Source organism: Janthinobacterium silvisoli (assembly GCF_014200725.1).
GTDB lineage: Bacteria > Pseudomonadota > Gammaproteobacteria > Burkholderiales > Burkholderiaceae_D > Janthinobacterium.
Genome location: NZ_JACHCL010000003.1, coordinates 484243 through 510845, shown reverse-complemented (window position 1 = coordinate 510845; position 26603 = coordinate 484243). Strand labels below are relative to the sequence as shown.

General features: G+C 58.9%; 25 protein-coding genes. 13 read left to right on the top strand and 12 right to left on the bottom strand.

Annotated elements, in window-relative coordinates; translation table 11 throughout:
- The first annotated feature begins 52 nt into the window (after positions 1–52).
- From HDE75_RS18640 to arsH, 3 genes are read left to right on the top strand one after another with little or no spacing between them, the layout of a single operon-like run.
- Complete coding sequence (locus HDE75_RS18640) at positions 53–415, top strand: metalloregulator ArsR/SmtB family transcription factor (protein WP_183681000.1); 363 nt, start codon at positions 53–55, stop codon at positions 413–415.
- An 18-nt stretch (positions 416–433) separates the two neighbouring features.
- Positions 434–856 (top strand): arsenate reductase (glutaredoxin), encoded by a 423-nt coding sequence (gene arsC / locus HDE75_RS18635; protein WP_183680998.1) that lies wholly within the window; start codon positions 434–436, stop codon positions 854–856.
- Position 857: 1 nt separating this feature from the next.
- The gene (gene arsH, locus HDE75_RS18630) at positions 858–1583 is read left to right on the top strand and encodes an arsenical resistance protein ArsH (protein ID WP_183680996.1); all 726 of its coding nucleotides are present in this window, start codon (positions 858–860) and stop codon (positions 1581–1583) included.
- A gap of 54 nt (positions 1584–1637) precedes the next feature.
- Here arsH and ispB read toward each other — a convergent pair whose 3' ends face one another.
- Positions 1638–2627, bottom strand: a complete 990-nt coding sequence (gene ispB, locus HDE75_RS18625; RefSeq protein WP_183680994.1) for an octaprenyl diphosphate synthase — start codon at positions 2625–2627, stop codon at positions 1638–1640.
- A gap of 311 nt (positions 2628–2938) precedes the next feature.
- Here ispB and rplU point away from each other — a divergent pair, with 311 nt between their 5' ends.
- The 4 genes from rplU (at position 2939) to proB (ending at position 6239) form a co-directional block, all read left to right on the top strand.
- Complete coding sequence (rplU, locus tag HDE75_RS18620; protein WP_034754730.1) at positions 2939–3250, top strand: 50S ribosomal protein L21; 312 nt, start codon at positions 2939–2941, stop codon at positions 3248–3250.
- A gap of 40 nt (positions 3251–3290) precedes the next feature.
- On the top strand, positions 3291–3563 hold the full coding sequence (gene rpmA / locus HDE75_RS18615) for a 50S ribosomal protein L27 (protein ID WP_183680993.1): 273 nt from the start codon (positions 3291–3293) through the stop codon (positions 3561–3563).
- A 109-nt stretch (positions 3564–3672) separates the two neighbouring features.
- Entirely contained in the window at positions 3673–4782 is a 1110-nt protein-coding gene (obgE, locus tag HDE75_RS18610; RefSeq protein ID WP_183680992.1) for a GTPase ObgE, read from the top strand.
- A 338-nt stretch (positions 4783–5120) separates the two neighbouring features.
- Positions 5121–6239 (top strand): glutamate 5-kinase, encoded by a 1119-nt coding sequence (proB, locus tag HDE75_RS18605; protein ID WP_183680990.1) that lies wholly within the window; start codon positions 5121–5123, stop codon positions 6237–6239.
- Between the two features lie 44 nt (positions 6240–6283).
- On the opposite strand, the gene HDE75_RS18600 is transcribed toward proB, so the two are convergent.
- From HDE75_RS18600 to rsxB, 7 genes are all read right to left on the bottom strand, one after another.
- A complete protein-coding gene (locus tag HDE75_RS18600; protein ID WP_183680988.1) occupies positions 6284–6424 on the bottom strand; it encodes a hypothetical protein in 141 nt (46 codons plus the stop codon).
- 14 nt (positions 6425–6438) lie between these two features.
- Positions 6439–7557, bottom strand: coding sequence for an MBOAT family protein (locus tag HDE75_RS18595; RefSeq protein ID WP_183680986.1), 1119 nt, complete (start codon positions 7555–7557; stop codon positions 6439–6441).
- Between the two features lies 1 nt (position 7558).
- The gene (locus tag HDE75_RS18590; protein WP_183680984.1) at positions 7559–8449 is read right to left on the bottom strand and encodes a hypothetical protein; all 891 of its coding nucleotides are present in this window, start codon (positions 8447–8449) and stop codon (positions 7559–7561) included.
- On the bottom strand, positions 8449–10233 hold the full coding sequence (locus HDE75_RS18585; RefSeq protein ID WP_183680982.1) for an AMP-binding protein: 1785 nt from the start codon (positions 10231–10233) through the stop codon (positions 8449–8451). The genes HDE75_RS18590 and HDE75_RS18585 overlap by 1 nt, the downstream gene beginning before the upstream one ends.
- Before the next feature lie 24 nt (positions 10234–10257).
- Positions 10258–12972 carry a class I adenylate-forming enzyme family protein gene (locus HDE75_RS18580; RefSeq protein WP_183680980.1) on the bottom strand — a complete coding sequence of 905 codons (2715 nt, stop codon included), beginning with the start codon at positions 12970–12972 and terminating at the stop codon, positions 10258–10260.
- Positions 12973–13318: 346 nt separating this feature from the next.
- Complete coding sequence (gene nth, locus HDE75_RS18575) at positions 13319–13966, bottom strand: endonuclease III (RefSeq protein ID WP_183680978.1); 648 nt, start codon at positions 13964–13966, stop codon at positions 13319–13321.
- Positions 13963–14706 carry an electron transport complex subunit RsxB gene (gene rsxB, locus HDE75_RS18570; RefSeq protein ID WP_183680976.1) on the bottom strand — a complete coding sequence of 248 codons (744 nt, stop codon included), beginning with the start codon at positions 14704–14706 and terminating at the stop codon, positions 13963–13965. The genes nth and rsxB overlap by 4 nt, the downstream gene beginning before the upstream one ends.
- A gap of 240 nt (positions 14707–14946) precedes the next feature.
- On the opposite strand from rsxB, the gene HDE75_RS18565 reads away from it, so the two are divergent.
- Together HDE75_RS18565 and HDE75_RS18560 are read left to right on the top strand one after the other, a co-directional pair.
- Positions 14947–17502: a TonB-dependent receptor plug domain-containing protein gene (locus HDE75_RS18565; protein WP_183680974.1), complete on the top strand. Its 2556-nt coding sequence runs from the start codon at positions 14947–14949 to the stop codon at positions 17500–17502.
- Positions 17503–17542: 40 nt separating this feature from the next.
- Positions 17543–18226 carry a DOPA 4,5-dioxygenase family protein gene (locus tag HDE75_RS18560; RefSeq protein ID WP_183680972.1) on the top strand — a complete coding sequence of 228 codons (684 nt, stop codon included), beginning with the start codon at positions 17543–17545 and terminating at the stop codon, positions 18224–18226.
- Between the two features lie 51 nt (positions 18227–18277).
- On the opposite strand, the gene HDE75_RS18555 is transcribed toward HDE75_RS18560, so the two are convergent.
- The 4 genes from HDE75_RS18555 to HDE75_RS18540 all read right to left on the bottom strand — a co-directional run bounded on the left by HDE75_RS18555 (position 18278) and on the right by HDE75_RS18540 (position 21961).
- The gene (locus tag HDE75_RS18555; protein WP_183680970.1) at positions 18278–19498 is read right to left on the bottom strand and encodes a polyhydroxyalkanoate depolymerase; all 1221 of its coding nucleotides are present in this window, start codon (positions 19496–19498) and stop codon (positions 18278–18280) included.
- Positions 19499–19721: 223 nt separating this feature from the next.
- Positions 19722–20045: a ferredoxin FdxA gene (fdxA, locus tag HDE75_RS18550; RefSeq protein ID WP_131374221.1), complete on the bottom strand. Its 324-nt coding sequence runs from the start codon at positions 20043–20045 to the stop codon at positions 19722–19724.
- A gap of 184 nt (positions 20046–20229) precedes the next feature.
- Positions 20230–20517 carry a protealysin inhibitor emfourin gene (locus tag HDE75_RS18545; protein ID WP_183680968.1) on the bottom strand — a complete coding sequence of 96 codons (288 nt, stop codon included), beginning with the start codon at positions 20515–20517 and terminating at the stop codon, positions 20230–20232.
- Positions 20518–20539: 22 nt separating this feature from the next.
- Complete coding sequence (locus HDE75_RS18540; protein WP_183680966.1) at positions 20540–21961, bottom strand: gluzincin family metallopeptidase; 1422 nt, start codon at positions 21959–21961, stop codon at positions 20540–20542.
- 165 nt (positions 21962–22126) lie between these two features.
- Here HDE75_RS18540 and HDE75_RS18535 point away from each other — a divergent pair, with 165 nt between their 5' ends.
- The 4 genes from HDE75_RS18535 (at position 22127) to proX (ending at position 26413) form a co-directional block, all read left to right on the top strand.
- On the top strand, positions 22127–22411 hold the full coding sequence (locus HDE75_RS18535) for a polyhydroxyalkanoic acid system family protein (RefSeq protein WP_183680964.1): 285 nt from the start codon (positions 22127–22129) through the stop codon (positions 22409–22411).
- A 574-nt stretch (positions 22412–22985) separates the two neighbouring features.
- On the top strand, positions 22986–24221 hold the full coding sequence (gene proV / locus HDE75_RS18530; protein WP_183680962.1) for a glycine betaine/L-proline ABC transporter ATP-binding protein ProV: 1236 nt from the start codon (positions 22986–22988) through the stop codon (positions 24219–24221).
- Positions 24218–25348 (top strand): glycine betaine/L-proline ABC transporter permease ProW, encoded by a 1131-nt coding sequence (gene proW, locus HDE75_RS18525; protein WP_183680960.1) that lies wholly within the window; start codon positions 24218–24220, stop codon positions 25346–25348. Before proV ends, proW begins: the two co-directional genes overlap by 4 nt.
- A gap of 12 nt (positions 25349–25360) precedes the next feature.
- Positions 25361–26413, top strand: a complete 1053-nt coding sequence (gene proX, locus HDE75_RS18520) for a glycine betaine/L-proline ABC transporter substrate-binding protein ProX (protein WP_183680958.1) — start codon at positions 25361–25363, stop codon at positions 26411–26413.
- Positions 26414–26603 lie beyond the last annotated feature (190 nt).

Genomic DNA, 26603 nt, shown 5'->3' with positions numbered 1-26603 from the left:
TAGGAACAGATAGAAGCTGGTATTGATTCTATAATTCGACTATTATTGAAATATGGAAAACGAAAACACACTGAGCAAGCAGCCCGCTTTGGCCCTGACGAGCACGGCCGCCATTGCAGCGCTGGCCGCGCTGGCCCAGGAATCGCGGCTGGCCGTCTTCCGCCTGCTGGTGCAGACGGGGCCGGAAGGCATGGCCGCCACCAAAATTGCCGAGGCGCTGGGCATCGCGCCTTCGTCGCTGTCGTTTCATTTGAAGGAGTTGGCGCATGCCGATCTGGTGACGGCAAGCAAGGCTGGGCGTTCCATCATCTACGCTGCCAACTATGCGGGCATGAATGGCTTGCTGGCCTTTTTGACGGAAAACTGCTGCGCGGGCGCGCCGTGCTGCGTTACTGCGCCCACTGAACCATCTTGACCAAAGGAGAATATTTAGATGAGCATCACGATTTACCACAATACCGCTTGCGGCACTTCGCGCAATACCCTGGCCCTGATCCGCAACACGGGTGTGGAACCCGTCATCATCGATTACGTCAAGCATCCGCCTACGCGCGAGGAACTGGTCGACCTGATCGCGCGCGCTGGCCTTTCCGTGCGGGCAGTCATGCGCGACAAGGGTAATTTGTACGAGGAACTGGGCCTGGCCAATCCGGACTTGCCTGACTCGGCACTGCTGGACGCCATGCAAGCCCATCCTATTCTGATCAACCGGCCCATCGTCGTCACGGAACTGGGCGTGCGCCTGTGCCGCCCGTCGGAAAAGGTGCTGGAAATCTTGCCGCTGCCACAGCAGGGCGCGTTCAACAAGGAAGACGGGCAGGCGGTGGTGGGCGCCGACGGCAAGCCGGTAGTTTGAAATGGACGACCTACCCAACATCAGTGCCGCCCACCTGGATGTGCCCAGCCTGGACAAGCTGGCGCCGGTGACGCACTCCACGCACGCGCCGCGCATTTTGTTGCTGTACGGCTCCTTGCGCGAGCGGTCCTACAGCAAGCTGCTGACCCTGGAGGCGGAACGCATCCTGCACCATTTCGGCGCCGACACGCGCGTGTTCGATCCGGCTGGCTTGCCCATGGTCGATAGCGTGCCGCCCGATCATCCGAAGGTGCAGGAGTTGCGCGAATTGTCGTTGTGGTCGGAAGGGCAGGTATGGTGCAGCCCCGAGCGGCATGGCGCGGTGACGGGTGTGTTCAAATCGCAGATCGACTGGCTGCCGCTGGAAACGGGTAGCGTGCGGCCCACGCAGGGGCGTACTCTTGCCGTGATGCAAGTATCGGGTGGTTCGCAATCGTTTAACGCCGTCAACGGCTTGCGCGTGCTGGGCCGCTGGATGCGCATGGTGACTATACCGAACCAGTCATCGGTGGCCAAGGCTTACCAGGAATTCGACGATGCGGGCCGCATGAAGCCGTCGCCTTATTATGAGCGGCTGGTCGATGTGATGGAAGAATTGTATAAATTCACCTTGCTGGTGCGCGACCGCCGCGACTATCTGGGCAGCCGCTATAGCGAACGGCTGGAAGCGGAGCCGGCCATCGTGCAGGCATTGGCAGGCGCGGCCATGGCGCACGAGCGGCTATAAGCACGCAACAAAAAACGGCGCCATTGGCGCCGTTGTACTTGCGGTGACACGCGATCAGTGATTGCGGTCGACGGCAAACGTGCACAGTTGCAGCAAGGATTGCTTATAGACGCTGTCGGGCCAGCCGGCAATGGCGTCCGCCGCGCGCTGGGCGGCGATTTCCGCTTCCTTGCGCGTGTAGTCCAGCGCGCCGCTACTGGTGACTGCCGACAGGATGGCGTCGAAATGCTGCTCGTCGCCTTGCTCGATGCAGCTGCGTACCAGTTCGCGCTGTTCCGGCGTGCCGTTTTCCATTAGCCATATCAGCGGCAGGGTAGGTTTGCCTTCGCGCAAGTCGTCGCCCACGTTCTTGCCGATTTCGGCGGCGTCGCCTGCATAGTCGAGCACATCGTCGATCAGTTGGAAAGCGGTGCCCAGCGAGCGGCCGTATTCGGCTGCCGCTTCGATATCGGCTTCGCTGACGCCGGCGATCAGGGCGCCCAGTTGGGCCGATGCTTCGAACAGCTTGGCCGTTTTCGAGCGGATGACTTTCAGGTAGCTTTCCTGCGTCACATCCGGATCGTGCATATTCAGCAATTGCAGCACTTCGCCTTCGGCGATCACGTTGGTGGCGTCCGACAGGATTTGCATGACGCGCATATTGTCCAGCGCCACCATCAGCTGGAACGAACGCGAATGCAGGAAGTCGCCCACCAGCACCGAGGCGGCATTGCCGAACAGGGCGTTGGCTGTCTGGCGGCCGCGGCGCATCGACGATTCATCGACCACGTCATCGTGCAGCAAGGTGGCGGTGTGGATGAATTCGACTACGGCAGCCAGTTCGTGGTGCGCCGTGCCGCGATAGGCGTGGGCGTTGGCCACCAACAAGATCAGCACCGGACGGATGCGTTTGCCACCTGCGCTGATGATGTACTCGGCGATCTGATTGATCAGTATCACCTCGGAGTGCAGTTTTTGGCGGATCACCGTGTTGACTGCGTCCATATCGGCGGCAATCGTTTGCACGATGGTGTTTTGGTTAACGTGGTTGTTAGCGTCAGACAAGGCGAACCTGCAATAGATTGTGGGTGCCGCGATTATACGACATGGCTTGCGCCTGCGTGGCGTTTGCCTATAGTTTGACTATGAGTGTTGAATAATTGATTGTATTGCCCGCCATGGTCAGTAAAAAGGCCAGTAAAAGCAGGCCTGACATCGTGTCCAGGTTGTCGACATACCACGATCATCCGCATTTGTGAATAGTTTTTGACGCAATTTCACGAGCCATGTATAATTGCAGGTTCCCCCTGTTGTGTACGGCTTGCTGAACATCGCAGCGGGACAAATTCTTTCAACATTTGATGAGGTTTCAAATCATGTACGCGGTCATAAAAACCGGTGGCAAACAATACAAAGTTGTCGCTGGCGAAAAACTTAAAGTAGAACAGATACCGGCAGACATTGGTTCCGAAATCACCATCGATCAAGTTCTCGCCGTAGGCGCGGGCGACAGCATCAAGTTTGGTGCTCCATTGGTCGAAGGTGCAACGGTACTGGTTACGGTTGTGGCGCACGGTCGCCATGATAAGGTCAAAATTTTCAAGATGCGTCGTCGTAAGCACTACCAAAAGCATCAAGGCCATCGCCAGAATTTTACCGAAATCCAAATCGTTTCGATCAACGGCTAATCGCCGCTGTTTGAATTAATCAGTTATCAAGGAGTTTTAAATGGCACATAAAAAAGGCGGCGGCACTACGCGAAATGGCCGTGATTCAGAATCAAAACGTCTGGGCGTTAAAGTCTACGGCGGCCAATCGATCAATGCAGGCGGCATCATCATTCGTCAACGCGGCACCCCAGTGCGCGCCGGCGAAGGTGTAGGCACGGGCAAGGACCACACTCTGTTCGCGTTGATCGCTGGCAAAGTGAAGTTCGTTGTCAAAGGTGCTGGCTCGAAGCAATTCGTGACCGTTGTACCAAACGAAGCAGTACCAGCGTAATTCATCGCGGGGCGTTTGCTCCGCTGTGATCGCATGATGTAAGGCGCAAGCCTTCAATCGAAAGGCTCTGCCCAAGGTAGAGCCTTTTTAGTTTTATGGCGGCAAAATTATGAAGTTTATCGACGAAGCAAAAATCGAAGTCATCGCGGGCGATGGCGGCAACGGCTGTGCCTCTTTCTGCCGTGAAAAATTCCGGCCTTTCGGCGGTCCCGATGGCGGCGATGGCGGTAAGGGCGGGTCCATCTGGGCCGTGGCCGACCGCAATATCAACACGCTCGTCGATTTCCGCTTTTCCAAAATGCACAAGGCGCGCAATGGCGAGCCTGGCCGCGGCGCGGATTGCTACGGCAAGGGCGCTGACGATATTCACCTGCGCATGCCTGTCGGCACCTTGATCGTCGACAACGCGAGCGGTGAGATCATGGCCGACCTTACCGAGCACGGCCAGATCGAATTGCTGGCCAAGGGCGGCGAAGGCGGCTGGGGCAATATCCACTTCAAGTCCTCGACCAACCGCGCACCACGCCAAAAAGGCGAGGGCAAGGAAGGCGAACGCCGCGAACTGCGCCTCGAATTGAAAGTGCTGGCCGACGTCGGCCTGCTGGGCATGCCGAACGCTGGCAAGTCCACCTTCATTTCGGCCGTATCGAACGCGCGTCCGAAGATCGCTGACTACCCATTTACCACCCTGCACCCGAACCTGGGTGTGGTGCGCGTGTCGCACGAGAAAAGCTTTGTGATCGCCGACATTCCCGGCTTGATCGAAGGCGCTTCCGAAGGCGCGGGCCTGGGCCATCAATTCCTGCGTCACTTGCAGCGTACCGGTCTGCTGTTGCACATCGTCGACCTGGCGCCGTTCGAAACCAATGTCGATCCTGTCAAGGAAGCCAAGGCACTGGTCAAGGAGCTGAAAAAGTACGACGAGTCGTTGGTCGACAAGCCGCGCTGGCTGGTGCTGAACAAGCTCGACATGGTGCCGGACGAAACCCGCGTGAAAATCGTCAAGGATTTCATCAAGCGTTTCGCCTGGAAAGGTCCTGTATTCGAGATTTCTGCGCTGAACCATAACGGTTGCCAGGAACTGGTGAATGCGATTTACCAGCATCTGGAAGAGAAGAAACACAGCGAAAGCCGTGCCGAAGAAACGCAGATGACCGAAGAAGCACGCGGTATCTCGTCGATCGACCCGGATGATCCGCGTTTCAAGATTCTCGATTAACGCTGACTAACCGCGGCTGCCTGCAAGGTAGCTGCGGTCATCATTTCAAGGGTCTCATAGGCCTTCATGGTGTCAGCGGCTACCGCCAGTTTGACGCCATCCTCCAGTGTCTGGGCGCTATCGCGCTACTGGCGCTGTTCGCAGCACGACAGGGCAAACCGCCCGTCCTTGGCGATATCACTGCATTGTTGGTCCTGGCGCAGCCAGCCGGTCGCATGTCGCGCTCCTGCATTTCTGCTCGCCCCAGGGTTTTGTGTTGTTCATGTGTGCAATTGTGTGCTTGGCAGGCATAATCTTGCTACTACCGTGTACTGCATGCTGACAGATAAAGAGCCTCCATGGATTCCGTGATTCAAAAAGCCACCCGCATCATCATCAAAGTCGGCTCCTCGCTGGTCACCAACGATGGCCGCGGCCTCGACCATGCCGCCATCGCCCGCTGGGCAGCGCAAATCGCCGGTTTGCGCGCGCTGGGCAAGCAAGTCGTGCTGGTCAGTTCCGGCGCGATCGCCGAAGGCATGCTGCGCCTCGGTTTCGAGCAGCGCCCCACCGATATCCACGAATTACAGGCTTGCGCCGCCGTCGGCCAGATGGGGCTGGCGCAAATCTATGAAAGCAGTTTCCGCGCCCACCAGCTGGGTACGGCGCAAGTGCTGCTGACGCATGCCGACCTGGCCGACCGCGAACGCTATCTGAACGCCCGCTCCACCCTGACCACCTTGCTGCGCCTGGGCGTGGTGCCTATCATCAATGAAAACGATACGGTCGTTACCGATGAAATCAAGTTCGGCGACAACGACACGCTCGGAGCCTTGGTGGCCAACTTGATCGAGGCCGACGCGCTGGTGATCCTGACCGACCAGCATGGCCTGTTCTCGGCCGACCCGCGCAAGGACCCGAACGCTTACCTGATTACGCAGGGCATCGCCGGCGATCCTGCGCTGGAAGCGATGGCAGGCGGCGCTGGCAGCAGCCTCGGCCGCGGCGGCATGCTGACAAAAATTTTGGCCGCCAAGCGCGCCGCCAAGTCGGGCGCGCATACGATTATTGCCTGGGGCCGCGACAGCGATGTGCTGAGCCGCCTGGCCCAGGGTGAGGCGATCGGCACGGAACTGCGCGCGCAGACGGGGCAGTTGACGGCGCGCAAGCAGTGGATGGCCGACCATCTGCATACGGCCGGCGCGGTGGTGCTCGATGCGGGTGCCGTGCAAAAGCTGCGCCAGGAAGGCAAGTCCTTATTGCCGATCGGCGTGACAGCGGTGCAGGGCGAGTTTGGCCGTGGCGCCATCATTACCTGCGTCGACGGCCAAGGTACGCCCGTCGCGCGTGGCCTGTGCAACTACACCAGCGGCGAAACGCGCCGCATCATGCGCAAGCCTTCCGCCGAGATCGAAGCCATCCTCGGCTATATGGAAGGCCACGAGCTGATACACCGCGACAATATGGTTTTGTTGTGATGGCAGATTGAAGCGCTGCCAGCATGGCGTGCTGGCAGCGTTTTCTATATCTGGCCGTAGCGGAAACCGATGCCCAGGGCGTCTGGTAGCTTGAGCCATAACATCATCAGCAAACCGCCATACCACAAGGCCATGATCAGATTGGCCAGTGGGGCCGGCAGCCAGCGCAGCAAAAATGTGTACATCCCATTGCCTTTCTTTAAAAGTGCAAGCCGCCCAGGATGGCCAGTTTGTGCATCGCTTCAGCGATGGTCGGACTGGACGTGAGCGCAAAACTGAGGATCACGAATTGCAGCGTGAAAAACCAGCTGGCCACGCGCCATACCTTGTATTCGCGCAATTTTTCGGCGAGTGGCGCGTATTTTGACCACAGGTGCACCAGGCCCAGGCCGGCGCCATGGAACAAGCCCCACGCCAGGTAGCGCGGTGACAGCTCGTGCCACAGGCCCAGCACCATCATGCCGCACAGGCTGGCCGCCAGGTAATTGTTGCTGCGCGCAAACATGGGCCGGAACATAAAATCGCGGCACCATTCCGATACCGTAATATGCCAGCGGCGCCAAAAGTCCGGCAGGCTGCGGGCAGCGAACGGGAAGTTGAAATTTTCCGGTACGCGTATGCCCAGCAGCAATGCGAAACCGATGGCGATATCGCAATACCCTGAAAATTGCCAATACAAGTCCAGGCCATAGGCCAGCAAGCCGAGGTAGGTATCGAGCCAGGCATGCCCGGTCAGATCATGCAGGCCTTGCAGTTTATTCGCCAGCAGATAGTTCGCCAGCAAGACGATCTTGCAATAACCGTACAGCATACGTTCCAGCGCGCGCGATACTGCCTGGCTATCCCAGCGCGCACGCAGCGCTTCCATGCGAAAGGCGTCATACCGCTGCACCGGCCCTACCAGCAGGGTGGGCGGAAACAGCAGATACGACATTGAACTGACCATGCGGCCTTGCCGGTAGGCGCCCGTGCCATGTTCGGCGATCAAGTGCCAGGCTTTCAAAGTCACGAAGGCAAAGCCCAGGTAGGGCAGCAGTCCCTGCCATGCCTTGGCGTATTGATATCCGGCAAACGCGATCAGCAAGCCAGCCAGCCCGATTTTCTGTACCAGTGCGTGGCGTCGCCAGCCGGGACCGCAGATCAAGGCCAGCCAGGCGATCAGCGCGACCCAGACCAGCAAGCTGGTCCAACCATCGTGAACCAGCAAAAGACAGCCAGCGGCCGTCAGCAGCCATGGCCGCCACACTTGCGGCAGTAGCCAGTACAGCACGCACGTGATGGCAATGAACAGCATGCCGAAATTTGTCAGCCATACCATCTCAGTGCATTGCTTTCTGTATTTGTGTTAGTTCCTGCGACCACCAGGCGCTGAAAAGGCGCCGGCCTGCGTCATTTAAATGGCTACTGTCACAATATAGTTCCCCGTTGTCATACGAAGGCGAGGTGCGATAGGCGACCCTGGCGCCGGCTGGCAGTAGTTGTCGCAGATGCGTAAACCAGGTTTGTTTGGCTGCGGCAGTCATACGTTCGATTTGCATCGAGCGCTGTATATCCAGGATCACGATGGTGACACCTTGCTTAGACAGCTCTTGTAAGGCGGCTAATAAAGAAGAATCCACTTGCAGGCTGCTATAGCTCGTATTTAAAAGATGTAGATACTTGTTAAAATCAAAGGCATTGGCTGGTTTAGGGATTTGCTCGCAAGTGAGTTCCTCATTTTGTCGCTGCAAGACTTCACCCCTTGGATCAGTCTGGATCAGTGACGGGATCGCGATAGCAGCTATTTTCCTCAAGCTCAGCCAGACATTGCGGCGCAGCAGGGCCATTGCCTGACGCTGCGGATCGACCAGTAGCAGGTTTTTTTCAATCACCAGAATATCCGGCGGATGTTGCTCCACCTCTACCAGGCTGGCGCCAAGAAAGTCCACGCCCAGTCCAGGATTGCTCAAGCGTTTCCAGTGCAAATGTGTTTTTGTTTGATCTGTTGGTGGCGTTGCTGCCATTAACAAGGATGAACCCATGCCCAATACGCGGATGTCGCCCGGCGCGCGCGGTGCGTTTAAAACTTGTCTGGCATAAGCGGCCGCGCGGCCGGACGGTTCTGCTTCCTGTTGCACAGTCTGAGCCGCCCACAACTGCATTAAAAAGGCGGCACCGGCCGCCAGCCCGGCTCCCAGCGGCCAAATCCATAATGGTGGTGCGGGGCGCATCAATGCACCAGGCGCTTGATCAGTTGCACCGTCGCATCCATGGATTCCATGCGTACCACATCGGATGGTTTTAATTGGATATCAAACATGGTTTCCAGGCCGATCACGAAATTGATGTGCGCCAGCGAATCCCAGCCCGGTGTATTGGCGGGGCCGGAATCAGCCTTCAGCTGGCCGGGCTGCAAGTTGAACAGTTGCGCCGCCAGCATATAGATTTGTTCCTGAAAATCGCCGGTTGCAGGGCCAGCCTTGTCCTGCGCCAGTGCGTGTTGCAATTGCGCCGTGATCACCTTGCCCGATGGCGTGCGCGGCAATTGACTGCTGAAATGTATTTTTTTCGGTAATTCATGGGTACCCAGATACTGACCGCAATGGGCCAGCAATTGCGATGCATCGCTTTCCTGGCCCGGGCGCAATACCACGCAGGCGACGGGGATTTCTCCCCATATAGCGTCCGGCATGCTGACCGTGGCCGCTTCCAGCACGGCAGGGTGTTGCATCAGCACGCCGTTGATGGCTTCCGGCGACAGATTGTAGCCACCGCAAATGATCAGGTCCTTGATGCGGCCGACGATCCAGTACACGCCGTCGCTGTCGCGGCTGGCCTGGTCGCCCGTATGCAGCCAGCCGTCGCGTAGCGCCTTGGTCGTGGCGGCCGGATCGTCGAGGTAGCCGGACATCAGGTTGCTGCCTTGCACACACAATTCGCCAGGCTCATTATCACCGGCCAGGCTGCCGTCCTCACGCAGGATTTTTGCAATCATGTCGCGCGGCATGCCGATACTGCCGATTTTGTGGCTGGCCGCGTCGGGACCGGCATAAAAGCCGCAGGTACCGGTTTCGCTCAAGCCATAGGTATTGACGACGGGCACGCCAAAACGTGTACTGAAGCCACTCCAGACGGCGCTGCTCAATGGTGCGCTGCAGGAAATCGCAAAGCGGAAGCTGTCGCTGGAGAAATTTTCCGCCAGGTGGCCGCCGTATTGCTGGATCAGCGCCAGGGCGGTTGGCGCCACGATCAGGTGGCTGACCCGTTCTCGGTACAGCGCGATCAGGATGTTTTCGATGGCGACGATGCTGAAGGGCGCCGGACGCACCAGTGTCAGGCCGCGCCGGTAGCAGAGCAGCAAACCTTGCACGAGGCCATCGGCGTGCGACAGCGGCATCAGATTCATGAGCCGCGCATCGTCTTGCAACTGATATTGCGTGGCGATGGTATCGAGATGGCTCAGCAGTGCAGGCCAGCGCATCTGGACACCTTTCGGACGCGCCGTGCTGCCGGAAGTAAACACCACATAGGCGATGCCATCCTCGCTGAATGGTGGTAGCGGCGGCGCTTTCGGTCCGGACAGCAAGCCCGGCCAATTGTCCAGGTCGACCGGTGCGCGGCGTCCCAGCAGCTTGTTCAGCAGCATGCCCTTGGCGGCGGCGGGCTGCACCCGAACTTGCTGCGCCGGCAAGGCGATGCCTTGCGCCTGCCAGTGGTCTATCGTATCGCCATCGGCGATCAGACCCTCGGCACCGCTGTGTGCCAGGATATCGCGCACTTGCTGCGCCGGCGTGCCCGGATCGAGCAGCATCGGCACCGCGCCGGCGCGCATGCAACCCAACAGCAGCGGGACGTAAGGATGATCGTCGCGCACCATGAACAAGATGCGCTTGCCGGCTAGCTGGCGCTGCAGCAACTGGGCGGCAACTTGCAATATGGCTGCTTCCAGTTCGGCGTAGGACAGGTTCTTAGGGCCGAGCAGGAATTGGGCGGCGCTGGGACGTGCTTGAAACATAATCTCTTCCTATTGTTCTAGTTTTTATTGCGGAATCGACTGCGCCAATGCCTGGCGATCCAGTTTTCCTGCGGGGGTATAAGGCAGTGCGCTCAGTTGGCGTAGCTCGCGTGGTAAATAATGTCCGGCAAGCTGGCTACGGCAAAAGGCCACAAAATCGCTGGAAAAGTTCGGCAAGTCGCAGCCATCTTGCGTCACCAGCAAGCCGACCAGGCCTTGCGGCCCTTGCGCGACAGCGGCCTCGCGCACTTGCGGATGGCTGGCCATGATGCGCTCCAGGTGCGATGGATGGACGATCTCGCCGAATTCGTTTTTCAACTGGTCGTCGCGCCGACCCAGCAGCTTGATGCGGCCCTCGCCGTCGTGGCTGGCAATGTCGCCGGTGTACAGCCAGCCGCCGCGCTTGACGGTTGCGCTATGCACAGGATTGTTCCAGTAGCCGCACATTAACTGGTTGTTGTGCACGCGCAATTCGCCGGCCACGCCCGCTGCGACGGGTGTCCCGTGTTCATCGCAGATTTGCAGCAGCGCGCCGACTGGCCGGCCCAGCGCTGGCGCCTGCAAGGCGCTGGTGTCATGTTCGAACACCAGGCACAGGCCGCCGGTTTCCGTCAAGCCGTAATAATCGATGATGGCCACTTGCATGCGCGCGGCCAGCGCAGCGTATAGCGCCGATTGCAGTGGTGAGCCGGTGGACAGGATTTGCCGCAAGCTGGCCGGATGCGGGGTCAGATGCGGTGGCAGCAAGTCCAGCATGGATAGCCAGGCCGGGCCGGTAGCCAGCAAGGTGACGCCGTGCTCGGCCACCGCCTGCAAGGTCTTGCCGACATTCAGGCGTTCGGCATCCTCAGGAATATAGACCGTGGCGCCAGCGAACAGGGCGGCCACCGCCGGATTGCGCAAGCCGCTCATGGTGTGGTTGTCGCCCAGCGACAACAAGACATCCTGGTCGTGCCAGCCGAATTCGGTGGCCGCCAGCTGGCCGCTTTGCAAGAGTGCGCGCTGATCCAGCACCACGCCCTTGGGCTGGCCCGTGCTGCCGGACGTAAACAGGATCACCGCTGCATCGTCTGGCGCCACGGCAGTTGCTGCGGTGGCGGGCAAGTCCATCCATGTGCCCAGCAAATCGGCCAGTACCGGCCAGCCGTCGTCAGCCGGGGCCGCTTCGTCGCTGGCATCGTCTAGCATGAGCACCGGACAGGCCGCCACGCTGGCGGCACCGACACGCGGCCGGTCCAGCACCAGCAGCACAGGCGAAATATGCTGCAGCAGGGTTTCCAGGCTGGTGCCGGCATCGGCCAGCTCTTTGCGCAGCGGTACCAGCACGCTGCCGTTGCGCCATACCGCCCAGCTCAGCAACATGGCTTCAGGATGGGGCGCGGATAGCATCGCGACCCGGTCGCCCGGCTTGACGCCACTGGCGCTCAAACCGCGCTGCAAGGCGCCGACCAGCAGTTCCACCTCGTTCCAGCCGAAGGCGCTGCCATCGGCACCTGACAATAGCAGAGGCCGTTCGCCGTACAGCGCCGGCAGCAATTGCCACAGGTATTCGAAAGTTTCCTCGCCTGGCAGCGGTCGCACGATCTGGTTGGCATAATACGATTGCAGCCGTATCATGGCGTCGCTGAGCGGCGCCAGTTGCAGCAATTCCTTGCTTACCAGTTGTGCCGCTTCGTGCGCCACCGTATCAAATGGCAAGTCCAGTTGCCGCGCCGTTTCCTGCAGTGTACGTAATTGGCCCAATTGGAATAACAACTGTAATTGCAGTGGATTGAGCGCGATCGGTCCCAGTTGCGCCAGCCGCTCTGCATAACATGGGTGGCGTAGTAATAATTCTTCCATCAGGCCGCCCAGCGCCGAGGCGTCAGGCTTAGCGCTGCCGGCCAGGCTGTCGATACGCAGCAAGGCATTGCTTGCCGCGCGCGATTGCGGCAGGCAAATGTCCAGGTTGGCGCTGCGCAGTGGCGCGCCTTGCCATACCGGCGGCAGCAGCGCCACCACCCCGTTGTAATGGGGCGTATCCGGATCGGTGTTGAGAAGCCCTTCGGCATTGAACAGCTGCACTTCGGCCATCACCATTACCTCGCGGTCGCGGCGCGCTTGCGCCCGCTCGAAACGCTGCTGATAAGCCCTGCCATGCACGATGGCGCCGCCGCGCTCGAAAAACGGCTGAGGCTGGCTATTTGCCATATGTACATGGGGAAAGACGATCACCGCATCACCGCGCGCCACGCGCAGCACGTCGCCGGCAAAGCTCAGCGGCGCGTAGCGGTGCAGGGAATCGAGACCATGTATCAGGTGGAACTGGTGATCCAGGAAAGGCAGACCGGCGCCTGCTGCGGCAAAGACGATATCGTGATTGGGAGCGCGCCGCGCGGCCGGCAGCCAATGTCCATAACCGGCGTAGCCAAGCACATCGAAATTGCCCTCCCAGATAGACACCACATGTTGTTCGGGAAAGGCTGCCGCCAGCATTTCACCGCTCCAGCCAGTACGTCCCCATGTGTCGAGTATCACGTCGCCCGCTTGTAGCTGGCCGCGTATCAGATCGAGCAGCGCATAAAAAGCGCGGGTCGATTCATTGAATGGCTGAAATGCCGCATAGCGGTCGGGAATGCGACGGATATGGCGGTGATGGACAAAGGAAATGTAATCGCGCGATGGATTCAGTTGCTGGTCCAGCGCGGCCAGTTTTTGCGTCAGGCCTGTATTTCCGGCTGGAGTGGCTTCAGTAAACATCGCAAAGCCCTGCACTACCGGCACTTGCACTGCGCATTGCGGGCATTCAAGCCAGCCGTGCATCAAGCGTTTGCCGGTATCAGATAGGCTAGGTGCTTGCAGGCCAATACGACAAGCGGGACAGGCAAGCAGGTCTAGTGTTTTTTTTAACATATTATAAAAAGACTGTTTTACCGGATCGGCGTTGTTGTGCTGATTGGTGGTAGTGATTTCATACCGCTGTGCGCAAAAACGTGATCATAGGCAAGTCCGTTGACCCACATTACAAAAGCTTACATGGAGCTACGTTAATATACATTGATAGATAGAAAGTTTTTTGAAGGCGCTTTTTACCGTGAGGTAAAACTTATGTCAATGCCGGCATCGGCGATTTATCCTTGTAATCGCACAGGTCGGCGATCATGCAATTCCAGCACTGGGGTTTGCGGGCGATGCAGGTGTAGCGGCCGTGCAAAATCAACCAGTGGTGGGCATCGTGCAGAAACTCCTTGGGCACGAACTTGAGCAGCTTTTGCTCGACGATATCGACATTCTTGCCTGGTGCAATGCCGGTGCGGTTCGAGACGCGGAAGATGTGCGTGTCGACCGCCATGGTCGGCTCGCCAAACGCTGTGTTCATCACCACGTTGGCCGTCTTGCGGCCCACGCCGGGCAAGGCTTCCAGCGAGGCGCGGTCGCGCGGCACTTCGCCGCCATGCTGGTCGAGCAGGATCTGGCAGGTGGCGATGACGTTCTTCGCCTTGGTGCGGAACAGGCCGATGGTGCGAATATATTGCGTCAATTCATCGACGCCCAGCGCCAGTATGCTCGCTGGCGTATTGGCCACTGGATACAACACACGCGTAGCCTTGTTGACGGAGACGTCGGTGGCCTGCGCCGACAGCAGCACGGCGATCAGCAGTTCGAATGGCGTAGTGTATTCCAGCTCGGTCTTGGGCGAAGGATTGGCAGCGCGGAAGCGCGTAAAAATTTCCAGTCGTTTGGCAGCGTTCATGCGTCTTTTTTCGGTACGGTGGATACGTCAGGGGCTGGCGGTTCGTTCGTGCTGGCGCTGGTTGCTGCAGCGGCGGCCTTGGCGCGCGCGCGCTCCATGGCGGCGGCGATGATGGCGCGCTTGCGTTCCTTTTCGGCGGTTTCTTCGGGCGTGACCGCTACTTCCTGTGTCACTTCCTGCATCTTGGCGACGGCCTTGGCGGCCAGGCGCGCTTCGTTTTCTTCCGCCTCACGGCGCAAGCGCTGCGTGCGCAAGTCGTGGCGCGCGCGTGCATCGTCGGCTTCGGCCTGGCTCCAGGCGTCCCAGCCGGTGGCCTCGCCGCTGACCGGGTACATGACGATGCAATCGACGGGACAGGGCGCCACGCACAGGTCGCAGCCCGTGCACAGCTCGCTTACCACCGTATGCATCTGCTTGGCCGCACCGACGATGGCGTCAACCGGGCAAGCCTGGATACACAGGGTGCAGCCGATACACAGCGACTCATCGATGTAGGCCAGCGAGCGCGGGCGTTCATAGCCATTGACTGGATTGAGGGGAATGACTTTTTTGCCCAGCAGGCTGGCCATGCGGACCACGCCCTGTGCGCCGCCGGGCGGGCACTGGTTGATCTCGGCGCTGCCTGCGGCGATTGCATCGGCATACGGGCGGCAACCGCTGTAACCGCATTTGGTGCACTGCGTTTGCGGCAGCAAGTCTTCAATCTGGTCGGCAAGTGATGGGGGAGCTGGGTGTGGCACGGTCTTCTTCAATACGCTAAAACGCCATTATCGGCCATCCGGGCCATATACAAGTAAACACAAGTAAAAAACCCTGTTGTATGGAAGGGAATACGCCGTCTGCGTGCACCACTCAATTCTCACCAACTGTTGCGTCTTGCCAAAACGAAATAACCTAATACGAAACCATTCGTTCTTGTTTGTTTGTCCATCCCTTAGTCTGCAGACATTGTCTTGTTGACTATTAAAAAGGATGTTTGTATGCAAGTGTTGTCTGATTCCGTGCGTTCCTCCGCACCACGTTTACGGCGGCTGGCAGAGGCGGTGTCAGTCGCCGTGTTGTTGCTGGCGCAGGTTGGTATTGCCCATGCGCAAGTATCCGCCGATACCGCCGCCAACCCGCTCGATGCCGTGATCGTCACCGGCGCGCGTGGTTCGGGCCGCACCGTCGATAACAGTGCCGCGCCTGTCGATGTGATCAGCGCGCAGCAGCTGGTGGCGACCGGCAAGCTCAATTTGCTCGATGCGCTCGACTCGGCCTTGCCCTCGTTTAATTTACCGGCCAGGGTGCAGCCTGACCTGGGTAGCATCGTGCGCGCCGGCCAGCTGCGCAATCTTGATCCTTCGCATACTCTGGTGCTGGTCAACGGCAAGCGCCGGCATACGACGGCTATCGTCAATGAAGATGGCTTCCCGGGTTCGGTGGCCACCGATCTGGCCTTGATACCCACGGGCGCGATTGCGCGGGTGGAAATCTTGCGCGATGGCGCCTCGGCCATCTACGGCTCCGATGCGATTGCCGGCGTGATCAACATCATCCTGAAATCCGATGACAGCTTCACTGCCAGTACGCAAGCGGGCTCCACCAATGCGGGCGATGGCGCCAACGGCTACGTGCGTGTGGATGGCGGCACGCGTTTAGGCGAGCGGGGCTTTGCCCACTTCGGCGCCGAATACCAGCGCCAGGGTATTGCCGTGCGCAATTTCGGCTTGAATCCTGGCTATCTGTCGTACCCGGCCTTGCGCAACAGCGATGGACAATTGGTGCGCCTGGGACCGAACAATAGCTTGCCGGCCGGCGCTTCGCCGAACCCGGCCGAAGCGACGCGCAACAGCAACCCGTGGCGCAATACGGGCGTGCCGGAAAGCAGCACCGCCTCGCTCAGCGCCAACCTCGGGTATGAGGTGTCGGACGAGGTACAAGTCTACGGTTTCGGCACTTATGCCCACCGCAATGCCCGCTCGGCGCAGAATTTCCGCCTGCCTAACACCATTTTCAATAACAACCGTGGCTTGCTGTCCGTCTATCCGGACGGCTTTACGCCCTATGAAACCACCAGCGAAGACGATTTTTCGCTGACGGGTGGTCTCAAGGGCGAAGCGGCGGGCTGGGCCTGGGATTTCAGCACCACCTATGGCCGTGACGATATCGATGTCGGCGTGGAGAGTTCCGCCAATTACTCGCTCAGCTACCCGGGTGGACAAACCAGTTTTTATATCGGCAACCAGCGCTATAGCCGTTCGACCAGCAATTTCGACGTGCGCCGCCCGGTGGCGCTGGGCCTGGCCGAGCCTGCAGATTTGAGCATCGGCCTGGAATACTCGCATGAAACGCAGCAGCGCAGTCCCGGCGAACCGGCTTCTTACCAGGGCAGCGGTTCCTCGGCGCTGGCCGGTTATTTGCCCGTCGATGCATCGGACACGGCGCGCCACAGCTACGCCGCCTACATCGGCCTGGGAACAAAGGTCACGCCGCAGTTGCTGGTTGATACCGCCTTGCGTGCGGAAAAATACTCGGACTTTGGCAGCAAGAGTACGGGCCGCTTGTCGGCGCGCTATGACATTGATCCCGCGTTTGCCGTGCGCGGCACGGTCAGCAATGGTTTCCATGCGCCCAGCCTGGTGACGCAGTCGTATTCGAATACCTCGGACCACGCGGGCGTGCCTTATACCCTTGCACAACCGAGCTCGGCTGCCGCCAAGGCGTTGGGAGCACAGCCTTTACAACCGGAAAAATCGACCAATTTTTCGGCTGGCCTGACTTTCAACCCGACGTCGACCCTGCGCTTTGCCGTCGATGCTTACCAGATCAAGGTCAGCGATCGCCTGGGCGTATCGTCGAATATTGGCATCGACCGCAGTTCGGGCGTGGCGCTCGATGGCAGCGGACGGCCGCTGACGGCGGCGCAGGCGGCCACCATCGAAAACCTGCTGCGCTCGGCGGGCTTGACGGTCGGCAATGGCCTGGTCGCGCATTACTTCACCAACGTGGGCGACACACGCACGCGTGGCATCGATCTGACGGCGGAAGATGTGCTGCGCCTGGCCGATGGCAAGCTGCGCTGGACGGCGGCCGCCAATTTCAATCATACGAGCCTGGTGAGCAAGGCAGACTTGCCGGCCGTGCTGCAAGGCTTGCCCAATATCGGCACGCTCAGCAAATCGGCCGAATACGATTTGCTGTACCGCGCACCACGCGACAAGGAAATCGTCACTATGGCCTATGAAAAGGCAGGCTGGACTTTCAATCTGCGCGAGACGCGCTACGGCAAGCTGAAACGCCTGAACGCCATCACGGGTGGCGACTATCAGCTGAAAGCGGCGTTCGTGACGGACTTGAGCCTGGGCTACGACATCAGCAAGCGCATCAACGTGACTGTGGGCGCCAACAACGTCTTCAACCAGAAGCCGAGCCAGGTGCCGCGTGAAGCGCGCAGCGCCTCGAATCTGGCGCAATACACGGGCGCCTATGACAACTCGGGACCATTGGGTGTGCTGGGCGGCTATTACTACGCCCGCGCCACCGTCCGTTTTTAATTTATTCCTCCATTACTGATAATCAAGAACAGGAAACCACATGTCTGACCATACTGAACACGCCGCCATCGACCTGGAATGGGCTAATTTATTATCGCCGCAACGCCGCAAGGTATTGCGCGGCGGCGGCCTGGTGGCGGCCCTGGCCGCTTCCGGCCTGGCGGGCACGGCCCTGGCGCAAGAGGCCAAGCCTGCACGCGTGAAACCGGCGCCCGGCAAAAGCCCGTGGGGCGAACATACAGATACGGCACCCACGCCGCGCCCCGTCAGCGTACGCCCTGGCGAAGAAACCTTGCCAACGAAACCGCGCGCCTATACCGATATCGAGAGCTATCACGCGCATATCTATTTTGACGAAGATACTTACCAGAAGGCGGCGCTGATACGAAAATGGGCGGCCGAGCGTTTCTCGGTCGAACTGGGCGACTGGAACCTGGAGCCGCGCGGCCCGCACGTGACGCCGTCGTTTTATTTTGGTTTCACCAATGACTTGCTGCCCGTGATCGTGCCATGGCTGCAATTGAACAGCCTGGGCCTGACTATCCTGATCCATCCGAACACCGATGATCCGCGCGCTGACCATTTGTATTACGCGCTGTGGGTGAACCGCTCGCAACCCGTGAATGGTTACGCGATGAAGAAGCCGGGGCCGGGTGAGCCGCGGGTGGAACAGATCTATGTCAATACGCGCCCGACGGTAAAGGTAGAAACCTCGCGCGCATAAAAAAACGGCACGTCAGCTTGCGCTGGCGTGCCGTTTTTTCAGTGCTCCAGATTAGCCATGCTTCTGGATGAATTCGCCGATTTTCGGGCAAATGATTTCACGCCAGCGGCGGCCCGAGAAGATGCCGTAGTGGCCGCATTTCGGCGCCACGAAGTCTTGCTGCATGTGTGCGGGGATGCTGCTGCACAGATCGTGGGCCGCCTGTGTCTGGCCAGCGCCGGAAATATCGTCCAGCTCGCCTTCTACCGTGAATAGCGCCACGTTGGTGATGTCTTGCGGACGCACCAGCTGGCCGCCTACTTTCCAGGTGCCTTTCGGCAGGCTGAATTCCTGGAAGACAGTTTTAATCGTTTCCAGATAGTATTCGGCCGGCATGTCCAGCACCGCGTTGTACTCATTGTAGAACTGGCGATGGCCTTCCGCCGGTTCGTCGTCGCCCGTCACCAGGTGCATATAGAACTCGCGGTGGCTTTGTGCGTGGCGGCCGGGATTCATGGCGATAAAGCCCGCGTGCTGTAGGAAGCCCGGATAGACCTTGCGGCCAAAGCCCGGGTAATTCGGCGGCACTGCGTAGATCACGGTGTTTTCAAACCACGAGAATTTCTTTTCCGTCGCCAGGTTGTTTACTTGCGTGGGCGAGCGGCGCGGATCGATCGGGCCGCCCATCATCGTCATGGTCTTTGGCATGTGCGGATCGTTGGCAGTCGCCATCAGCGAGATGGCGGCCAGCACCGGCACGGTTGGCTGACAGACAGAGATCACGTGCAGGTCGGGCGCCAGCAGGCGGATGAACTCTTGCACATAGTAAATGTAATCATCCAGGTGGAACGGGCCTTGCGTCAGCGGAACCATGCGCGCGTCGGTCCAGTCGGTGACGTAGACATCGTGCTCGGCCAGCAAGCTGCGCACCGTATCGCGCAGCAGGGTTGAATGGTGACCGGACAGGGGGGCAACCAGCAAAACCTTAGGCTGTTGCAAGCCAGTGGCTTCTTTCTTGAAATGGATCAAACGGCAAAACGGTTTGGTCACGACAACGTGTTCGAGGATGTCGACGCTCTCGCCCTTGACGAGCACGGATTTTATGTCAAATTGCGGTTTTTCATAGTCTTTGCCAAGGCGGTACATCAGCTCGTAACCGGCTGCGATGCGTTGCGAAAACGGGGTGTGGGCCAGAGGGGAAACCGGGTTGGTAAATAACTTGGAGGACATGTCTGCCCATTGCATCACCGGGGTGAGGAAGGAGCGTTGCAGTTCGTGCAGTTGGTAAAGCATATAGAGTCCTTGTTTAATTCCAAGCGCCAATATCGGCTCAAATATCATAATCTAATTCTACGATAGATGGAGAGGACAAAATGTGCTTTACCGCGCACAGGGCCACACTTTGCGCCCTAGTGTGTTTATGCGCCACACTTGTATGAAAAGATCATTAATCATGTTTTTAAAGCAAAAAAGCAGCGTTTCCGCTGCTTTTTTCATATTGTTGCATCGATGCGTCTTAGCGTACCAGCATGTCCAGTTTATCCTTGACGTCCTTGTATTGCTCGGCTTCCGGCAATGCAGGCTTGGTCTTGGTAATCGACGGCCAGTTACGGGCCAGGTCGACGTTAATCTTGATGAAGGCTTGCTGGTCGCCAGGCACGTCTTCTTCCGCAAAAATCGCGTTCACCGGGCACTCTGCCACGCATACTGCGCAGTCAATACATTCGTCCGGATCGATTGCCAGGAAATTGGGGCCTTCCCGGAAACAATCTACCGGGCAGACATCGACGCAGTCGGTGTAACGACAAGCGATGCAGGATTCGGTGACAACGTGGGTCATAACAGTCCTATCAATATTGGGAGGTGCTGTAGCGCCTGAAGGAACGTCGGCGGCGCATACTAAAGCAAAGCCTCGTATTTTAAGGCAATTCGCTATTTCTCACAAATCGGGCTTAGATACAATACGCATAAGTAAATTCTTTTTTCACTGGCGCCACGGCTGTACGTGCAGATGGGCAGGTATTTCAGTTGGCGGCGCGGATTTGCGCCACCAGGGTTTGCCAGCGGGTATTTTCAGCGCTGCCATCTTCGGCAAAGCTGATCGTGCGGCGTGCATCGGGAGCGTCGACGGTGATGCGCCAATGGACCATGTCTGCCCCCACGGCGGTTTCGCTTGCCATGCTGCCATTGAAGAAACCGCTGCTGGCCAGCGCTGCTTCGAGCTTGTGGCCGGAAGGATGGGTTTGTGTATCGATTTCATAGTGTTCATGCAGGCCGGCAAAGCCGCCGCTGCTGCTTGCTGAGATTTTCATGGCGCTCCCTGTGATGGGTGGGTTACTCGGTTCTGCAGGCATAGTCGCGGCACCAGGCGGCCAGCGCGGCCCGTTCCGCATCGAGTTCCTCGTCCGATGTGCTGTATTGGGCGTGGTTCATGGTGCCGCAGCAGGCGCGCCGGTCTTGTACGGCGCCGGCTTCATCGACGATGCCAGGAGCATAGCCTGTATGTTCGCCGCCCATGTCCACGCCCACGCCTGCACTGAGCGTGTCGCTAAGTACTTCGCGCCGCGTGAAACTGCTGTGGATGAAATCGAGATAGCCACCCTTGCCGTCAGCGCTGGCGATGGCCAGCATATGGTTTGCCACATCGGCATAGCTGGCCGCCTGGTTGGGGGAGGCCAGCAGGGCGCGTAGCACCAGGCCGCGCAGGTAGTCGCCGCAGCGGTGCAGCACGGCGGCGTCGTCTTCCACCTGCGGCTGGCGTTCATGGGAAAAGATGTCGGCCAGGATGTCATAGATGGCGCCCGTAAAGACTTGTGAAATCGCATGCACTTCCGTGCCCGCTTCAGACAGCTTGATGTCATTGTCGGCGTTGCGCAAGCCATTCGGGCGGCCCAGCGCCAGGCCGAACTGTTCGGCCAGGTCGGCCAGGAAGGTTTTATCGTGCAAGTCGGATTTGGTCTGGGCGATCACTGCTTCCACCTGGTCCAGCTGCGACAGGGCCAGGAAGATGGCCGTCAGGTCGCCGAACGATTCGTGCAAGCCGCCCGTCTGCGGCGGGTTGTTGCTGAGCAGCCACTGTGGTTTCAATCCATCGAGCACGGCGTGCCCCGTTTCATGCGAGACGATGTCGAGCGAGCGGCAAGTGTACACACGTTCGGTAGCGCCGCTGGGGATGAAGTCGCCGAACTTGAGGGCTTTGTCGCTGCGGCTGTAATACGCGTTCATGACGTTGGGCAAGCCGTGCGGAAATACGGACAAGGGGGCGGTATTGCTGGCGCTATTCCATTGCCAGGGCAGTGGCGAAGGCGTGCCTATGCTGGCCAGTGCGCGCTGATACATGGTGAGGGTCATGCGCACGATGGCAAAGGTGTGCACGGCGTCGAACTGGTCGGTATTGGGCGAGACGATGAAGTCGCCGAAGGCGTTGGGGCTGACCTGGGCGATACCCGGTTCGCCAAACGTGATACGCGCATCGCGCGGGCCTTGTAGTATCAGCCCAGGCACGAAGGCCTTGCGCGTGCCCAGCTCGCTCACGGACGGGTCTTGCTTCCAGATCAGCATGCGCGAGCCGACGGGCACGGCAGCCAGTACACGCCCGCTGATGTCGTTCAGGCGTGGCGGACCAGGCTGCAAGGTCAGCTGGGCGTTCTTGCGGTGCTGGCGGTAGGGCGCCGACGGCGTGGGCACGTAGCCGATGGGCAGGGAAACGCATTGGGTCAGTACGGCTTCGACCGGCACGATGACTTTCTGGTCCATGGCGACTCTCCACGACAACACGACAAGCGACAGCTGGAAGTCAAATCATCTGCCCGCACGGCCCTGGCAGGTTTGATGCGGCGCAAGCGGATGTCGGAGAGGGCGGCTTTCCGGCTGTTATCATGCTGGCCGTGTCGTACCCGTTTTTAATAAAAGGATAGTTTGATGGCGGATATCAATATAGTTCAGCAGCATCAGCTGACAGCAGAAAAAGCCCGTGCAGCGGCGCAGCAAGTGGCTGACAAGCTGGCGCGGGAGTTTGATCTGGCGTGTGCATGGGATGGTGATGTGCTGCGCTTCGAGCGCAGTGGTGTCGACGGTGCGCTGACCCTGGGCAAAGAGCAGGCCCAGCTGACAATCAAGCTCGGTTTCATGCTCAGCGCCTTTGCTTCCACGATCGAAGGCAAGATCGCTGAAAAGATGCGCAAGGTGTTTACAGAGCAGGCTTGAGGCCTTGTCTGACGCCATGTTCAATGGTAAAGGCAGGTAGTTAATCAGCAGGCGGCTGGCCGTGCCATCCGCCCGTTTTAGTGAGGTTTTTACGGTTGACTGTGCGTTGCCGCACATTACTACCATGTTTCAATTTAGAAAGCCATTGGACTTTGCTGTCTTTTTGCGTTATACTTGACGCATATTTACAACAGCTTCATCGCATCATCTTCTGCTTCGCAGTACTTTTCCACTGACTTTTCATAGTCGTTTGGTTAATATTTCTTCGGGTTATAACACCCGCATCCGCTTAATCGTTTTTGACCGATTTTTTCGGTTAGATACATTTGGTGCCATGTATTTATGGCGCCAGCGTCGCTAAAAGTCCTGAACCACAGCCTCTTTTAGCACGCACTGGGCACCCCGGCATGGCTTATCCATATGCCGGTCACACGCGTGTCATCCCTGCCATCTGTCGCTCCCGTGCGCATTGCGCCGTTGCGTAGCCGACGGAGCAGGGTTTGCTGATACCTGGCGCAAGCTTGCATGCTTGCAAGGTGTCATTCCATTCGTCAAATCGAGGGAGAACCACAACGTGGCAAAACAAATCATTATCGACCATGTATTCAAGGTGTTCGGCGACCAGCCCGATACTGCACTGGAACTCGTCCACCAGGGCGCCAGCAAACAAGACATCCTGGCCAGGACCGGCTGTACCATCGGCGTGTTCGACGCCAGCTTTACGATTGAAGCAGGTGAGATTTTCGTCATCATGGGCCTGTCCGGTTCCGGCAAGTCCACGCTTGTTCGCATGCTGAACCGGCTGATCGAGCCGACGGCGGGCAAGATCCTGATCGACGGCAACGATATCAATACCTTGCCCGATTCCCAGTTGCGCGCGCTGCGCCGCAAGGACATCAGCATGGTGTTCCAGTCGTTCGCTTTGCTGCCGCAAATTACCGTACTCGACAATACCGCCTTCGGCATGGAACTGGCCGGGATGCCCAAGGCCGAGCGCCATGCGCTGGCCCAGCAGGCGCTGGAACAGGTGGGGCTGGCTGGCTACGGCGCCAGCTATCCCGACGAATTGTCGGGCGGCATGCAGCAGCGTGTGGGCCTGGCCCGCGCGCTCGCCTGCGATCCATCGATTTTGCTGATGGACGAAGCGTTTTCCGCCCTCGATCCCATCATCCGTACGGAAATGCAATCGGAACTGCTGCGTTTGCAGCAGATCAAGCGCCGCACCATCGTCTTCATTTCGCATGACCTCGATGAAGCGATGCGCATTGGCGACCGTGTTGCCATCATGAAAGATGGCCATGTGGTACAGGTGGGCACGCCCGAAGAAATCCTGCGCAAACCGGCCAACGATTATGTGCGCAACTTTGTGCGCGGTGTCGATGCGGCGGCGGTCTTCAAGGCCAGCGATATTGCCCGCAAGAGCCAGGTGGTGGTCTCCGAATCGCCGACCCGCGGTTCGCGCGCCGCGCTGACGATGCTGGAAGACCAGGACCGGGCCTATGCTTATGTGGTTTGTCCGCAGAAAAAATTCCTGGGCGTGGTGTCGGCCGATTCGCTGCGCGACGCGCTCGACGGCCACGTGGGACCGCTGGGCCTGCAGCATGCCTACCTGCCTGAAGTACAGACGATTAATGCCGATGAACCCGTAGCCGGCCTGTTTGGCCAGGTGGCACAACTGCCGTACGCCGTGCCTGTGGTGGCCAATGATGGCAGCTTCCGCGGCGCCATCAGCAAGACAACTTTGCTGAAGTTCCTCGACCGCGATACGCCAGCCATTGCCGAGCCACAATTACAGAAAGGACAAGCATGAATCCAGATAACGTTAGCGTAATCGAACCCGTCGTCGAACAAGCAAGCACTGCCGTTGTACACGCACCGCAAATCAACCCCTGGGCCATGACGCCGCCACCGGCCGGCAGCACTGCCTGGCTCGATGCTGCGACACCTGCCGTATCGCCAGAACATGTTTCCGGTTTCCATTTGACGCAAATTTTTGACGGTTCGCTGCCACTGGAAAGCTGGATCAATCAGGGCCTGGGTTGGGTGGTGACCCATTTCCGCCCGTTTTTCCAGGCCGTGCGCGCGCCGATCGACAGCACCTTGAACGGTGTGCAAGATGTGCTGATGGCAGTGCCATCGCTGAGCCTGATCGCCATTATCGGCCTGCTGGCCTGGCAATTTACCAGCCGCACCCTGGCCGTCGGCACCGTGCTGGCGCTGCTGGTAGTGTCGATGCTGGGTATCTGGCCGGAAGCCATGGTGACCTTGTCGCTGGTGCTGACCTCGCTCGCCTTCTGCCTGGCGATCGGTTTGCCGCTGGGTATTTTCCTCGCCAGCAGCGACCGCGCGCAAAATTTCCTGCGCCCGGTGCTGGACGCCATGCAGACTACGCCCGCCTTCGTGTATCTGGTGCCGGTGGTGATGCTGTTTGGTATCGGTAATGCGCCTGGCGTGATCGTCACGATTATCTTTGCCTTGCCGCCACTGGTGCGCCTGACCAACCTGGGTATCCGCCAGGTGCGTCCCGACCTGATCGAAGCGGCCCGCGCATATGGTGCCTCGCCGTGGCAATTGCTGACCCGCGTGCAATTTCCGCTGGCCATGCCATCGATTATGGCCGGTATTAACCAGTCGCTGATGCTGTCCTTGTCGATGGTGGTGATTGCTTCGATGATCGCCGTTGGTGGCCTGGGTCAAATGGTATTGCGCGGCATTGGCCGCCTGGACATGGGCCTGGCAACGGTGGGTGGCCTGGGCATCGTGCTGCTGGCCATTACGCTGGACCGCCTGACGCAAGCCATGGGCCAGCCACGCCGTGGCGTGCGCCACTGGTACCAGACGGGCCCAGCCGGTTTTGTGCTGCGCCTGGTGCGCGGCAACCCGGCCCGCCGTGAAGAACAAACTACGCAGCAAGCGACGCTTGCCAACGCACAATAAGAAAGGAACCGCATGCATCAAACTAAACATTTTAAAGAAACGCAAAAATCGCAACGCCGCTTCAAATGGATTTCGGCCCTGGCGCTGGCCGCCCTGGCCCTGACCACCAGCCTGGCCATGGCGCAGGCGCCAGCCAATGCCAGCTTGCCCGGCGCTGGCATCAAGGTGCAGCCGCTGCAAAGCTCGATCGCGGAAGAAACTTTCCAGACCATGCTGGTTGACCGCGCGCTGGAAAAGCTCGGCTACGATGTGCAGCCAATCAAGGAGGTGGAATATCCGACCGCGCATATCGCCATTGCCAATGGCGACGCGACCTTCATGGCCGTGCACTGGGATCCGATGCACAAGGATTTTTATAACAATGCGGGCGGCGACGCCAAGCTGTCGCGCACCGGGCAATATGCTGGCCCGGCCGCGCAAGGTTATCTGATCGACAAGGCGACTTCGGAAAAGTACAACATCACCAATATCGACCAGTTGCGCGACCCTAACCTGGCCAAGCTGTTCGACCATGACGGCGATGGCAAGGCTGACTTGACGGGCTGCAACCCTGGCTGGGGCTGCGAAGCGCTGATCGAGCACCATATGGATGCGTATAAATTGCGCGACACGGTCAAGCACGTGCAAGGTAGTTATGCGGCGCTGATCGCCGACACCCTGGGCCGTTACAAGCGTGGCGAACCGATCCTGTATTACACGTGGACCCCGTACTGGGTCAGTGGCGTGCTGGTGCCGGGGCGCGATGTGGTTTGGCTCAAGGTGCCGTTTTCCGCCAATCCGGACCATGTGAATACCCGCCTCGATGATGGCAGCGATTACGGTTTTGCCGTCAACACGGCCCGTATCGTGGCCAATAAAGCATGGGTAGAGAAAAACCCGGCGGCGGCCAAGCTGTTCGAGGTGATGCAATTGCCGGTGGCCGACATCAATGCGCAAAACGAGCGCATGCGCAGCGGCGAAAACACGCAGCAGGATATCGCACGGCACACGGATGGCTGGATCAAGTTCCACCAGAAAACGTTCGACGGCTGGATAGCCCAGGCGTTAGAGGCTGCGAAGAAATAACAGCTTCTTTAGCATCAGCATTGAGTGGCTACCGGGTCGGTAGCCACTTTTGCGTTTACAGGCTATTTTTGTGGTTTTTGGTGATTTTTTTACTGTTTTCAGCCTGTTTTTAGCCGTTTTACGCCAAAAAGTGAAAAACAGCCTGAAAAAGTGCTGATTCAGTACCTACTGTTTCGGTAGTCACTATGGT